At 45.3% G+C, this 13,109-nt stretch carries 11 protein-coding genes; 4 read left to right on the forward strand and 7 right to left on the reverse strand.

Features of this window, described 5'->3' with window-relative positions; genetic code table 11:
* Nucleotides 1-242: 242 nt before the first annotated feature.
* Together pdsS and pdsR are read right to left on the reverse strand one after the other, a co-directional pair.
* On the reverse strand, nucleotides 243-2,411 hold the full coding sequence (pdsS, locus tag IW644_RS16530) for a proteobacterial dedicated sortase system histidine kinase (protein WP_269918524.1): 2,169 nt from the start codon (nucleotides 2,409-2,411) through the stop codon (nucleotides 243-245).
* 59 nt (nucleotides 2,412-2,470) lie between these two features.
* A complete protein-coding gene (pdsR, locus tag IW644_RS16535; protein ID WP_179984790.1) occupies nucleotides 2,471-3,160 on the reverse strand; it encodes a proteobacterial dedicated sortase system response regulator in 690 nt (229 codons plus the stop codon).
* Between the two features lie 731 nt (nucleotides 3,161-3,891).
* Here pdsR and IW644_RS16540 point away from each other — a divergent pair.
* The 3 genes from IW644_RS16540 to trmB are packed head-to-tail and all read left to right on the forward strand — an operon-like array spanning nucleotide 3,892 to nucleotide 6,343.
* Complete coding sequence (locus IW644_RS16540; RefSeq protein WP_179984789.1) at nucleotides 3,892-4,824, forward strand: ABC transporter ATP-binding protein; 933 nt, start codon at nucleotides 3,892-3,894, stop codon at nucleotides 4,822-4,824.
* Nucleotides 4,825-4,850: 26 nt separating this feature from the next.
* On the forward strand, nucleotides 4,851-5,666 hold the full coding sequence (locus IW644_RS16545; protein ID WP_025257544.1) for an ABC transporter permease: 816 nt from the start codon (nucleotides 4,851-4,853) through the stop codon (nucleotides 5,664-5,666).
* Nucleotides 5,666-6,343 (forward strand): tRNA (guanine(46)-N(7))-methyltransferase TrmB, encoded by a 678-nt coding sequence (trmB, locus tag IW644_RS16550; protein WP_269918525.1) that lies wholly within the window; start codon nucleotides 5,666-5,668, stop codon nucleotides 6,341-6,343. The genes IW644_RS16545 and trmB overlap by 1 nt, the downstream gene beginning before the upstream one ends.
* 103 nt (nucleotides 6,344-6,446) lie before the next feature.
* Here the strand turns inward: trmB and IW644_RS16555 are convergent, their stop codons facing one another.
* The gene (locus IW644_RS16555) at nucleotides 6,447-7,178 is read right to left on the reverse strand and encodes an EAL domain-containing protein (protein WP_179984786.1); all 732 of its coding nucleotides are present in this window, start codon (nucleotides 7,176-7,178) and stop codon (nucleotides 6,447-6,449) included.
* A gap of 560 nt (nucleotides 7,179-7,738) precedes the next feature.
* Here IW644_RS16555 and panP point away from each other — a divergent pair.
* Entirely contained in the window at nucleotides 7,739-9,373 is a 1,635-nt protein-coding gene (gene panP, locus IW644_RS16560) for a pyridoxal-dependent aspartate 1-decarboxylase PanP (RefSeq protein ID WP_269918526.1), read from the forward strand.
* 168 nt (nucleotides 9,374-9,541) lie between these two features.
* Here panP and panC read toward each other — a convergent pair whose 3' ends face one another.
* The 4 genes from panC to pcnB are packed head-to-tail and all read right to left on the reverse strand — an operon-like array spanning nucleotide 9,542 to nucleotide 13,071.
* Nucleotides 9,542-10,393 carry a pantoate--beta-alanine ligase gene (gene panC / locus IW644_RS16565; RefSeq protein WP_269918527.1) on the reverse strand — a complete coding sequence of 284 codons (852 nt, stop codon included), beginning with the start codon at nucleotides 10,391-10,393 and terminating at the stop codon, nucleotides 9,542-9,544.
* An 11-nt stretch (nucleotides 10,394-10,404) separates the two neighbouring features.
* Nucleotides 10,405-11,199, reverse strand: a complete 795-nt coding sequence (gene panB, locus IW644_RS16570; RefSeq protein WP_269918528.1) for a 3-methyl-2-oxobutanoate hydroxymethyltransferase — start codon at nucleotides 11,197-11,199, stop codon at nucleotides 10,405-10,407.
* 41 nt (nucleotides 11,200-11,240) lie between these two features.
* The gene (gene folK / locus IW644_RS16575) at nucleotides 11,241-11,756 is read right to left on the reverse strand and encodes a 2-amino-4-hydroxy-6-hydroxymethyldihydropteridine diphosphokinase (protein ID WP_269918529.1); all 516 of its coding nucleotides are present in this window, start codon (nucleotides 11,754-11,756) and stop codon (nucleotides 11,241-11,243) included.
* Complete coding sequence (pcnB, locus tag IW644_RS16580; RefSeq protein ID WP_269918530.1) at nucleotides 11,749-13,071, reverse strand: polynucleotide adenylyltransferase PcnB; 1,323 nt, start codon at nucleotides 13,069-13,071, stop codon at nucleotides 11,749-11,751. The genes folK and pcnB overlap by 8 nt, the downstream gene beginning before the upstream one ends.
* Nucleotides 13,072-13,109: the final 38 nt, after the last annotated feature.

The following is a 13,109-nucleotide window of genomic DNA, read 5'->3' on the forward strand; positions in this document are numbered from 1 at the left end:
AGGACGAAGTCTATGAAATATGTAAATGTTTGTAAATATAAATGATAAACATTCTCATTTAATATATTTAAATGAGTTTTTAGTAACGCTTAATTTAAATATTCCTTATATTTCTGTTAGTTGTATTATTAGATTGCATATCTATTGATAAATGAAAACAGTTTAAGAAAGAGGAAAAGCTGACGCTTCGCACATAAAGGTCCTGATAACAGATAGCTTTGCCTTATCAATTTACAAGAGAGCTAGAGAGGCAAACTTACGGTAACAATGACGCCCGTGCCATCTTCCCTGTCATTTAAGAGGAGCTGACCTTTATGAAAAGTGGCTATCATGTTCGCGATATAAAGTCCTAGCCCTAAGTGAGGAGAGTTAGTCGCGTTTTGTACGTCATTTTCTTTTCTTACCGACACCATGGATTGGGTAAGCTGGCTCTTCATTCCCTTGGGAAGTAGAGGCCCAGGGTTACTCACCGACAACCGCACAGATTTGTCGTTCTTTTCTAGTTTAACGATGATTTCATCATTGTCTTTGCTGAAGTCCACAGCGTTTGACACGATTTTATCGAAAAGTTGAGCAATAAGTTCGGGTGACCCCTTAATAAGCAAACTATTGTCAGTGGAACTAAAGGTCCATTTTCTTTGCGCATACGCGTGCCGATAGCCCTGAACACATCCGTCAATCACCTTGATAATATCAAAGGTTTCTAAGTCTTCCTGTTCAATCGCTTGCTCTAATCGCGTAGCCTCGCTCATACTGTTTAATATAGTGCTTAGACGATTTACGCCTGACTGAGCTCTTTCTACAAACACCGCTTGTTGGTCAGCATCATTAACGTGAGAAAGCATGTCTAACGATGACTTCACCACAGCGATAGGTGTTCTTAGCTCATGAGACAAACGAGAGGCCATGTTCTCTAGATAAGAGTTGTACTGCTGTAAGCGTGAAAGTACGTCGGCAAATGAACGGGACAAATCGCCAATTTCATCACGTTGGTTAGATACCGGCAGTGTGCCAATAATTTTACCATTGTCATCAATGACAGCTTCGGTGTTATCACGAAGGGAACGGATACGATTTGAAATTCGCGTAGCAAATAGCAGTAGCCCTAATGTACCTATGGTCATTACTGCTAAAATAACGTGGAAAAGTTGCTCTAGGGCTCGGTTTCGCAATGTGCGAATGCCATTAGTGGTTTGTTCGACAATTACCGCCCCCATAACGTTCCCTTCAATAAAAATAGGGTAGGCAGCAGAAAGTACAATGGCTTTATTATCGGGTGACAAGCGCCAAAGTGATTCAGGCTGACCATTTAGCGCCGTACCTAAATCCTGCCCCACGAGTGCATAGGCATCGTCTAACTCATCGATAAAGTCGGCAGGTGGACGGGTAAGAATTTGGTAATAAATCGGAAGTAACCACTCACTTTCTATCCAATGCCAAACCGCATTGGATGGGGCTTCTTTTTCATCGACTTTAATGCCTGTAGCCGATTGAATATCACCAGCGCGAGCGAGCACGCGTTTATGCTTGTCCACAACCCACACCCTTGAATCGGCATATTTTAAGCCTGCCAAAATACGCTCAATTTCAGGGGAGGGTGTTATGACAGTGCCCAACTCAGCGAGCTCTTTTGTATTAGCTGTGCCTAACGCGTATTGCTTCAACCTGCTATTTTCATCATCAACATCGACGAGTGAAAATGCTAAGCCGCCTGTAGTCATAGACAGCGGGAAACGCAATTCAACATTGTAGCCAGTGGCGGTTTCCTGCCAGCGACCTTGAATTGAAAGGGCGTTCTCTATAGCCCTTGTTGTAGACGTGTTGCTAGCAAGTTTGTACGCGTTTACCCAGCCACTTTCATAGGGCGCAACAACGTATCTTGCTAGTTCGCCTTGTGGGGTTTCCATGCCGATAAGTAAGTGGTCGCCCGTTTCTACGCTTAAGCTATTAGGTTGCCGCCATAACAGCGCGTCATCATTGACTTCAAACATGGCATACAGAAATTGTCCGTAGCGTCCCACCATATGTTTAAATGACAGGCTAGTGGGTTCGCCGGCAAAGTCGTTGTAATACTCAATTACTTCATCACTGCCATACTCGCTCATTAATTCGCTAACTTGCTGCCAGTCGTTAAGTTCGCCATCTAGCTGAATAGGATAAGGAATAGGCGGCGCGTAAAGGTCTGTGCCGGGGCGTACGTCTTGAAGATAAGCTGATTGACTATCAAATAAAGCGGGTCGTTCGTGAAGAGCAGTGGCAACGGCTCGCGCCGTACCTATCATGGTTTGCTCTTGACCATTTCTAAGGTACTGCTCAAGCTCCCACACGTAGTTATAGCCCAAGTAGGGAATGGTGAATAGGAACAACGACAGCACCATAAGCTGAAGGCGGATAGAAAAGCGAAATCCCATGTGTGTAGTCGGTTGCCTCTATTTTTTACTGATGATACACAGCGTTAAACCCACGTACTTTAAAGCTGCCAGCGATACCCCATACCGTATACTGTATCGATATGATCAAAGTTTGCGTCAAGCTGCACAAACTTCTTGCGCATACGTTTTATGTGAGACGTAATAGTGGTGTCGTCCACTACCATTCTCGACTCATCCATAAGCTGTTGACGGCTTTTCACGTGACCCGGTCGCTTGATGAGCGCGTGCAGCATCCAGAACTCTGTTACCGTCAGTAAAACAGGTTGGTTTTGCCAGCTTACCGTCATTCTCGATACATCTACTTTTAAATCACCTACTTTTAGCTCATCTTTTTGCTCTGTGGGGGCAGCAAGCAGATCAGTACGTCTAAACAGTGCGGCAATTCGGGCTAGCAGATGGGCCATGCTGATATCTTTGGTCAGATAGTCGTCAGCGCCCATTCTCAGACCACTAATAGTATCGACATCGTTATCCCGCGCAGTAAAAAAGATAATGGGAAGGGTTTGAGAAAGACCTCGCAGTTGCTGGCACAGCATAAAGCCACCTTCTATTTCATCTTTCAAACCAATATCAATAATGGCTAAGTCGGGTAGGGTGTGGTTAAACGCTTCGGCCGCAGATGGTCTGTCTTCATAGGCATTTACGCTATAGCCCTGCGCTTTAAGCGCCATAATGTAGTTTTCGCGAATGGCCGCGTCATCTTCCACTAATGCAATTGTCTTTGGCATACATTAACCCACAATTATAATTCTAATAGAACGCACACTATACCTATGAACAAAAGCTATTGCCTAAGTTCGACATAAAATCCTCAAACTTGCCTCATTTGCGCCATATTTGAGAAGCGTTGAGCGAAATTTTTATTAATAGAGCATTCTACAACGCGAGTTTCTATCTGGCTTAGCGTTCTATTGTACTGTCTGTGTTGACAGGTATTAAACCATCATTACATTTCCACAATTAGGCGCCTTTTCTGCCATTTGTACCGTGTTAAATAAATATCGTCTGTCGACACAGTACGCATCGCTTCAAAACAGGTTTCTATACCTAGTCTGTTTTAGCAAGTGCAATGTGGTTAAAGCAGACTGTGCTGTTGACGTCTCTTTTATTCTCAAGAGAGTGACAAACAGTACCGTGGAAGCGGTAAGGCTGAACTTCTACGTAAATATTTCTATTGGCTTATAGCTACCCTTTGCGCTGCGTGCTCCCCCAACGGTACGCAGCGCTTTTTTATTAGGGTTGAAAAAAGGTCTTTTCGCACTCATTTTCTAACTGTTTAAAGCAACCACTAAACGCGAGTGTATTCATTTAATAGCATGAACTAGGTTACACTTCGTTGGCTATATATTGTTAGCGGCAGATAACGACATCTCACTAAAGTTGGTTAGGGCGTACTGACCTTTGGCTTTTATCAAAGGTCAGTATGTCTTAGTAGTCACACTCTCACTACGGGCAAATCATGAAAGCGTTGGACATTAAAGGGTTAACCAAAACCTACAAAGGTGGCGTACAGGCACTAAAAGGCGTCGACCTTACAGTACAAGAAGGAGACTTCTTTGCATTACTTGGCCCTAATGGGGCGGGTAAATCTACCACCATTGGCATTATAAGCTCACTTGTTAATCAAACTAACGGCAGCGTTTCGGTGTTTGGTTATGATCTCACAACGCAAAAAGAACAAGCTAAAGCCTGCATTGGTCTGGTACCACAAGAGTTCAACTTCAACCAGTTTGAGACCGTACTGCAAATTGTGCTAAACCAAGCTGGGTACTATGGCGTACCGCGTAGTGTTGCGAAAGAACGCGCTAAAAAATACCTTGCTCAACTGGATCTATGGGAAAAGCGCGATGCCCGCGCCCGCGAGTTATCAGGTGGTATGAAACGCCGCTTAATGATTGCTCGTGCGTTAATGCATGAACCAAAGCTACTTATTCTAGATGAACCAACTGCAGGCGTAGATATTGAAATTCGCCGCTCTATGTGGGGCTTTTTAGAAGAAATAAACCGTCAGGGTATTACCATTATCCTCACCACCCACTACCTTGAAGAAGCAGAGATGCTGTGCCGCAATATCGCGATTATTAATAAGGGCACCATTGTAGAGAACACCAGCATGAAGGCGCTGCTGTCTAAGCTTAATGTAGAAACCTTTGTGTTAGATATTAAAGCCGCAAATGGCGTATCGACCACAGACAACTTGCTAACCGGTTTCGAGCACCGCTTGATTGACGACCACACCCTTGAAGTTGATGTAGAGAAGACCGAAGGACTAAACCCAGTTTTCACGCAACTCAGTGAAAAGGGCGTTCAAGTAATGAGTATGCGCAACAAATCAAATCGCCTTGAAGAATTGTTTGTGCGTTTAGTTGAATCAGCGAAACAAGCTAGCTAAGCCCACAGCAGGAAAAGGTGAAGAACATGAAAACTGAAAGTACACAAATGAACACAGAAGAAAACGTGGGTTGGTTTAAACAAAACTATGTAGCGCTAACCACTATTTGGATAAAAGAATGCACGCGCTTTTTGCGCATATGGGTACAAACCCTAGTGCCACCTGCTATTACGATGAGCCTTTATTTCGTTATATTCGGTAGCCTTATCGGTAACCGTATTGGCGAAATGGGGGGCTTTACCTACATGGAGTTTATTGTACCGGGTCTCATTATGATGTCGGTGATCACAAACTCTTACGCCAATGTGTCGTCTTCATTTTTTAGCGCAAAGTTCCAGCGCAATATTGAAGAGCTATTGGTATCGCCTGTACCCACCTCGGTCATCATTCTTGGCTATGTGGGTGGCGGTGTAGCACGCGCTATTCTCATAGGAATAATCGTTACCTTGGTGTCGCTATTTTTCGTTGACGTACAAATACATAATTTAGGCATTATTGCGCTGACGTTATTGCTCACCTCTACCTTGTTTGCTACAGCAGGCCTGATTAACGCAGTGTTTGCCAAAACCTTTGATGATATCAGCGTGGTGCCAACGTTTGTATTAACACCGTTAACTTACTTAGGCGGCGTGTTTTATTCACTTACGCTATTGCCTGAATTTTGGCAATGGGTAAGTAAAGCGAACCCTGTTGTATATATGGTTAACGGGTTTCGATACGGCTTCTTAGGTGTATCTGACGTAAACGTAACACTTTCGCTTACTTTGTTAGTGGGCTTCAACGCGTTGCTGTTTAGCGTGGCGTACTACTTACTTAAAACCGGTAAAGGTATTCGTAGCTAATGGCAAGCGGTAACTCTAGAGAAATCACCACATCGCAGGTGGGTATTCACGATAAGTTAGACGACTTAGTAAAAAAGTACCAAGTCAGTGAAAACAAGCGACCAATTAGCGAGCATACACAAGCCGCCTTTGATGAAGTAAGTGCCTGGCTTGATGCCGATAATGGCTTCAATGGAGAGGTTATTTTAGACTCTTGCTGTGGTGTAGGCGAAAGTACGGCCAACATAGCACGAGCTAACCCCGATGCCCGTGTTATCGGCATTGATAAATCGGCCCTGCGGGTCGACAAGCATGAGCATTACAGCGTGCAGCAGGACAACTATCGGGTGATCCGTGCTGATGTGAATGACTTTTGGCGCTTGGTAAGACAGTCTAATTGGAAGGTGACGCAGCACTTTTTGCTATACCCTAACCCGTACCCCAAAAAGACCCAGGTTCAAAAGCGTTGGCACGGCAGCGCGGCCATGGTGGATTTGATGGCGATCACCCCTAACATAGAGGTGCGAAGCAACTGGCTTATCTACCTAATGGAATTTGCGCAAGCGGCTAAACACTACGGCATGGTGTCAGACTTATCTGAAGTCACCGGCGACAATCACATGACGCCGTTTGAACGAAAGTACCGTGGTAGTGGGCAGTCCTGTTGGAAGCTAAATTGTCGCAGCGAAGAAAGTTAATAAGGCTTTGAATATCTGAGCGGCAGCTTACTTTGGATAAACGGGCGGGGAGCTTACTTAAATACCTCGCCCTTCTTCTTCTAAATTGAAAATGGCTAGCCTATTAATGCCGTGCTGTGGCGGAGCGCACGTTCGCCAAAGGCGGGCTGAATACATAGCCCTGTGCATAGCGAATGGGCAGGCGCTTTACGCGTTCTAAATGCGCTTCATCTTCAACGTGTTCAGCTATCGTGCTTACGCTATGTCGTTCACACAGCGACAATAAATAGTCCACATACTCTCTTACTGCCTCTTGTTCATCGTAATGTTTGATTAGCCCGCCTGCTAGCTTTATGCCTCGAACTGGCAGGTTCATCAACGCCCGGATATTTCCTGGGCAAGAGCCTACATTATCGATAAACACGCCAAGCCCGGCATGCATACTTTTTTCTATAAAGGCGGTTAAGTTTTTAGGGTTAGACAGCGCGGTAGATGCACTAACTTCAATGCTCACTCGCTCGGGCGCAGGGTAACTCGCTAAGTGGGTTATAAGTGTGTTGGTGAGCTCCTGGTTATATAAATCTTTGGCACTAATATTAATATTCCAAGGAATATTCACATCGTGAAAGTAACTGGCACACTGCACGAACATACTTGCTGCAAGTGAATTTACATGCTGGTCACGTTCGATAAGATAAAGAAATTCGCTGGGCAGAAAGGTTTTATCCCCTCGCGTAATTAGTCGTGCCAAGCATTCGTATCGCCACACTCCTTGGCTATTTAAGTCAACGATGGGTTGAAAGTAGGGGACAATATCTTCTATGGAGAAATCCTCGGATATTTCGCGTATGGGCATAAACCGACCTCCTTGCAATAATGTATCTAATAGTGACTGATACGTCGCTGACACCTGCACTTAACAGCTATAGCAGACTGCGCATTCGCACTATTCATAAATTAAATATAGTTGAGAGTGCAAAATTTTGCGGTACTAATTTGAAAGAAGTATGGTTTATCCTTGCAGGTCACATCACTAGACAGCTAAAGGTATAGTGTGTGCGTCATGTCCATGAAAATTGACTAACTAGTCTGAATGTTTCACATAAGACAGTGAATTGGCGGTTTCTACCTCTTGGCGAGCATTGCAAACTGATGTAAAGTGCCACACCCTGAAAGTATTGTGATAAGTTTCAGGTTTGGCAACGAATGGACCGCGTCAACGCGCATTAGCCTAGCCGATATCTAGTTTTTATGTAGCAACGAGGTATAGGGGTTAAATAGCTGCTGCTTAAGAAGCATGCTAAATGGCTAAAAGGAAAAGTAAGTGTCAGGCCGGTATCCTACAAAACCGCCTGTTTATTTCGCCCAATAAATGTAAGCGAAATGTGTGATTGTTTAAAGTATGAGGTGTGTTGAGTGGGTGAAGCGCAAGTTAGTTTAGAGCACCTGTTTAGGGTCTTTACCAAACCTGAACACAAAGACTCAAAGCTGGCTCAAATAGAGCAGCATTTATCTGACAATATCTTAGATTTTTTGTCACAGCATGTAGTGACAAAAAAAACGTCGTTAGAAGAAATTGAAAAAGATTTTTCAGACTCCAAAGTGCCTGAGTCACCTGAGTTTGTGTCCACTCATGCTGAAAGCTTGCTTGATAAGCTCGTTGCGCACTCTGTAAATACTTACTCGCCTACTTTTATTGGCCACATGACCTCTGCGCTGCCTTATTTCCATCTACCGCTTTCTAAGCTAATGGTAGGGCTTAATCAGAACCTAGTTAAAATAGAGACCTCTAAAGCGTTTACACCGCTAGAACGTCAAGTGCTGGGTATGATGCACAACCTTGTCTACGATCAGCCTCAAGGTTTTTATGACGAGCACTTACACAGTGCAGCACATTCATTAGGCGCATTCTGTTCAGGTGGTACTATCGCCAATATCACTGCTTTGTGGGTAGCTCGCAATAAATTGCTCGGCCCACAAAAAGGCTTTTCAGGCGTAGCCAAAGCGGGTCTCGCCGCTGCTTATCGTCACTACGATATTAATAACTTAGGGGTGATGTGCAGTAAACGTGGCCACTACTCATTATCAAAAGCAGTAGACGTACTAGGCTTAGGTCGCGAGCAGCTGCTAACGGTAGCTGCGCCTAAACAAACCTTAGATCCAGCGAAAGCCCTTCGCATTGGTAAGCGTTATCAAGAAGAGGGAAATAAGCTTCTTGCTATCGTTGGTGTGGGCGGTACCACTGAGACCGGTCACGTCGACCCGCTGGATGAACTTGCTGACGTCGCAAAAGAGCTCGGCTGCTGGTTCCACGTAGACGCAGCTTGGGGCGGCGCTACCCTATTTTCAGCGCGTTATCGCGACCGATTAAAGGGTATTGAGCGTGCAGACTCAGTCACCATTGATGCCCACAAGCAAATGTACGTGCCGATGGGCGCTGGCATGGCACTTTTTAAAGACCCACAAAATGCCAACGCGGTTAGACACCATGCTCAGTATATACTGCGTGCAGGCTCTAAAGATTTAGGCGCTACCACGCTAGAGGGCTCCCGTAACGGTATGGCTATGATGGTGTACTCGGCGCTGCATATATTTGGTCGCAAAGGTTACGAACTTCTTATTGATCGCAGTATCGATAAAGCCAAAGACTTTTCACAAATGATAGATAAGGCGAGTGACTTTGAATTAACTACTACGCCGACGTTATCGCTATTAACGTATCGAGTGTGCCCTGAAGAGGTACAAGAAAAGTTAAAGCACGCTAACGCCCAAACGCGCAATGCGATTAACCAGAAAGTTGACGCGCTTGTTGTCGCAGTACAAAAGCAGCAGCGTGAAGCTGGTAAGTCATTTGTATCACGTACCCGTTTAGAAGCGCCAGATTACCCGTCTCAGTGTATTACCGTATTTCGCGTGGTGTTAGCCAACCCGTTAACGAGCCATAATGATTTGGCCGCTATTTTGGCTGAGCAGCATCTTATTGCGAAAGAAACACAGGCGTGGAAAGACCTGATGGATTTTGTTGGCGAAACAGAAACTCTAGCTTCTTAGGTGAAGCTTCTTAAGTGCTGGCCTCTTAAGTGTTAGCTTTTTAAATTCAAGTAGTTTCTAGGCTAACGAAAAAGCTAACGTTTCAAAGTGAACAAACAAAAACGCCCGGTGCTGGCTCTGTTTAAGAGTGTTGCATCGGGCGTTTTTTCGTTTATAAGTGGCTTTCGCTTAACGTCGTGTAATTTGCATGTTATCGATTAAACGGGTTTTACCCATAAACATAGCAACTAGTAATACTAGCTCTTTGTCGCTATCACTAGCCGCTTCAAACGTAGCTGCGTTAACTACCTGGCAGTAGTCTTTCTTAAAGCCTTTCGCTTCAAGGTTAGCAATCATGATATTTTCAAGCTCAGCAAAGTTAGTATTACCATTTTCGATGCTCGCTTTAATACGCTGCATCTCTTCAAAAATAGCGCTTGCTGTGGCTTTTTCAGACTCTGTCAGGTAGCCATTTCTAGAGCTCATTGCCAGACCTGACGCCTCGCGCTCGGTAGGTACGCCATGAACTTTTACCGCCATTGACAAGTCGCGCGCTAAAGCGCGGATCACTTGTAGCTGCTGGAAATCTTTCTCGCCAAAGAAAGCATCGTCTGGCTGTACCATGTTAAACAGCTTGGTAACTACGGTTGCCACACCGCGAAAATGTCCTGGACGACTGGCGCCACAGTGAGAGTCTGATATACCAGGCACTTCAACAAAGGTTTGCGCGTCTAGTCCTGCTGGGTACATTTCAGCAACGCTAGGCAAAAATACGGCATCAGCACCCACAGCAATAAGCTTAGCTTTATCTTCTTCTATGGTACGCGGGTAGGCGTCTAAATCTTCATTCGCACCAAACTGCATGGGGTTTACAAAAATGCTTACCACCACTTTATCGTTGTGTATTTTTGCTTTTTTGACTAGTTTAAGATGACCGTCGTGCAGGTTGCCCATCGTGGGAACAAAGCCTATGGTTTCACCATTTCGACGCCACATATTTACGGTTTCGCGCAATGCTGAAATACTATCAAGCACCTTCATATTTTACCCCGTTATTCGAAGCTGTGTTCAGCAGAAGGAAACGCACCGCTTTGCACATCTTCAATGTATTTTGACACTGCTTTACGCATATCACCGGTTTCTACAAGGTAGTTCTTGGAGAACTTGGGCATGTAGTTGGCGCTGATACCAAACATATCGTGCATTACTAGAATTTGGCCGTCGGTATCTTTACCTGCGCCTATGCCTATTACTGGTATAGTTAAGGCTTCGCTGATTGCTTTTCCTAATGATGAAGGTACGCACTCAAGTACTAGTAGCTGAATACCGGCTTCTTCTAATGCTTTAGCTTCGCTAAGCAGCTTTTCTGCTTGGCTTGCTTCACGACCTTGTACTTTAAATCCACCGAATACGTGAACTGACTGGGGTGTTAAGCCTAGATGCCCGCACACGGGCACGCCGCGAAGGTTTAAGCCTTTAATGGTGTCGCATAACCAGCTTCCGCCTTCCATCTTTACCATGCTAGCACCGGCAGCCATTAGCTTTGCTGCATTAGTGTAGGTCTGCTCTGGTGTAGCGTAAGACATGAATGGCATATCAGCTAAAACGAAAGCGCGCTCGGTACCACGTCGTACACTTTTTGTGTGATAAGCAATATCGTCGATAGTTACCGGAAGGGTGTCGTCTTCACCTTGAAGAACCATGCCTAAAGAGTCGCCGATAAGAAGGGCGTCTACGCCTTGTTCATCAAACATTTTGGCGAAGCTGGCGTCGTAAGCGGTTAAAGAGGTGATCTTTTCCCCGGCCTGCTTTTTCTTAAGCAAGCCAGATACTGTTACTTTCTTCATGACATGTCTCAGATTGATATTTGTTGATATCGTGTGGCGAACTATACGGATTTTGTCGCTAATTGGAAGTCTCGCAGGCGACTAAGTCCGTCTAGCGAGCAGTTAGCAACCCACGCTGAAATAGGCTTACCGTCGTGCATTACCATATTAGGGGCAATTTCAAACAAGGGGACCATAACGAACTCACGCTCTGCCATACCGTAGTGAGGAATGACCAAATCAGCAGTATCGATAGTTTCACTGCCGTATAGCAATATATCTAAGTCTAGCGTGCGCGGGCCCCAGCGCTCACCCTTACGCTCGCGGCCTTCTTCTAGCTCGATGCGCTGAAGTTGTTTTAATAGTCCGTGAGGCTTAAGCGACGTTTCTATTAAGCATACTGCATTAATATAGTCAGGTTGGTCTTGAGGCCCCATCGGCTTACTGGAATAAAGCGAAGAGGTTTTAAGTACGCGAGTATCTTCTAATTGGCTAATGGCATCAAACGCACGCTGCGCTTTTTCCTGGCTATTACCAAGGTTGCTACCTACGCCAATGTAAACATGCTCTTTATGCATCTGGACCTCGTTTCGCTGCGGGTTTACGCCTGCGTTTTCGCGGTGCACCTTTTCCGCCACCCTCGCTTTTGCGAAGCGCGTTAAGCATGCCTTTTTGTTTACCATTGTCAGCGTGCTGGAAGTGCGTCCACCATTGAGCTAGCTCAAGCAAATCGCCGCCTTCTACTTGGCCTCGAGCCAATAAAAAGTCATAGCCAGCTCTGAATTTCGGGTGAGTAAGCAATTGAAACGCGCGTCGACCAAAGCGTTTAGGAAGACGCTGCTGTAAAATCCAGATGTCACGTACCACGGTAGAGAAGCGCTTAGGTATCATAATGCGTTGCGTCTGACGGGCAATAACTTCGCCTGATGCAATGTTAAATGCATCGTGTGCGTTTAAGCCAGACTCGCTTTGCAAGCGTTGAGACTGCTCTTCAACCGGATACCATAATAATGCTGCATAAAGGAAAGCTGGGGTAACACGCTGATCGTTATTAATGCGTTCATCGGTATTGGCAAGCACGCGGCGCACGAACTGCATTTCACGGCTGTTTTCATCTTTTAAAAATGGCGTAAGCTGAGGGAATAAAGGCTCAATTAAACCGTATTCGTGCAGCATTAAGAAGGTTGCTTCCCCTTTACCCGATAAAAACAATTTAAGGGTTTCTTCAAACAAACGTGCTGGTGGTATGTTCTGGAGAAGATTCGCCAGGGATTTTATCGGTGCCGCGGTTTTTTCTTCGATGCTCATGCCAAGTTTAACGGCAAAACGTACCGCGCGTAGCATTCGCACCGGGTCTTCACGGTAGCGTGTTTCTGGGTCGCCAATTAGCTCAACTTCACGCTTTTCTATCGCGGCTAGACCATTTGCAAAGTCTTTTACTGTAAAGTCGGCCACGCTGTAATACATGGCGTTGAAGGTAAAATCACGGCGCTCAGCATCTTCTTCAATGGTGCCAAATACGTTGTCGCGAACTAATTGTCCGTGAGCATCACGCTTTGCAATAGCTTTGCCCTTAGGGAGGTTTTCGTCTTCGTCGGACTCTTGGTGGTGACCACGGAATGTGGCAACTTCAATAATTTCTCGACCAAAAACAATATGAGCTAAGCGAAAGCGCCTGCCTATCAGGCGGCAGTTTCTGAATAAACCCTTAATCTGTTCAGGTGTAGCGTTAGTCACCACATCGAAGTCTTTTGGTTCGTGCCCCATCAAAATATCGCGTACACAGCCTCCAACCAAATAGGATTCGAAGCCAGCTCCATTAAGGCGATACATTACTTTCAATGCATTTGCGCTTACATCTTCACGAGAAATACCGTGTTCTCCACGGGTCATTGTCCTTGGCTTCAAAGCGTCAGAGGACGAGCTCTCTT

Origin of the sequence: Alteromonas sp. PRIM-21, assembly GCF_027563165.1 — a bacterium.
Lineage (GTDB): Bacteria > Pseudomonadota > Gammaproteobacteria > Enterobacterales > Alteromonadaceae > Alteromonas > Alteromonas macleodii_A.

What these genes read in the sequence shown, in the direction of transcription:
- pdsS (WP_269918524.1), bottom strand. Translation starts at nt 2,411, where the DNA reads ATGGGATTTCGCTTTTCTATCCGCCTTCAGCTTATGGTGCTGTCGTTG.
- pdsR (WP_179984790.1), bottom strand. Translation starts at nt 3,160, where the DNA reads ATGCCAAAGACAATTGCATTAGTGGAAGATGACGCGGCCATTCGCGAA.
- IW644_RS16540 (WP_179984789.1), top strand. Translation starts at nt 3,892, where the DNA reads ATGAAAGCGTTGGACATTAAAGGGTTAACCAAAACCTACAAAGGTGGC.
- IW644_RS16545 (WP_025257544.1), top strand. Translation starts at nt 4,851, where the DNA reads ATGAAAACTGAAAGTACACAAATGAACACAGAAGAAAACGTGGGTTGG.
- trmB (WP_269918525.1), top strand. Translation starts at nt 5,666, where the DNA reads ATGGCAAGCGGTAACTCTAGAGAAATCACCACATCGCAGGTGGGTATT.
- IW644_RS16555 (WP_179984786.1), bottom strand. Translation starts at nt 7,178, where the DNA reads ATGCCCATACGCGAAATATCCGAGGATTTCTCCATAGAAGATATTGTC.
- panC (WP_269918527.1), bottom strand. Translation starts at nt 10,393, where the DNA reads ATGAAGGTGCTTGATAGTATTTCAGCATTGCGCGAAACCGTAAATATG.
- panB (WP_269918528.1), bottom strand. Translation starts at nt 11,199, where the DNA reads ATGAAGAAAGTAACAGTATCTGGCTTGCTTAAGAAAAAGCAGGCCGGG.
- folK (WP_269918529.1), bottom strand. Translation starts at nt 11,756, where the DNA reads ATGCATAAAGAGCATGTTTACATTGGCGTAGGTAGCAACCTTGGTAAT.
- pcnB (WP_269918530.1), bottom strand. Translation starts at nt 13,071, where the DNA reads ATGACCCGTGGAGAACACGGTATTTCTCGTGAAGATGTAAGCGCAAAT.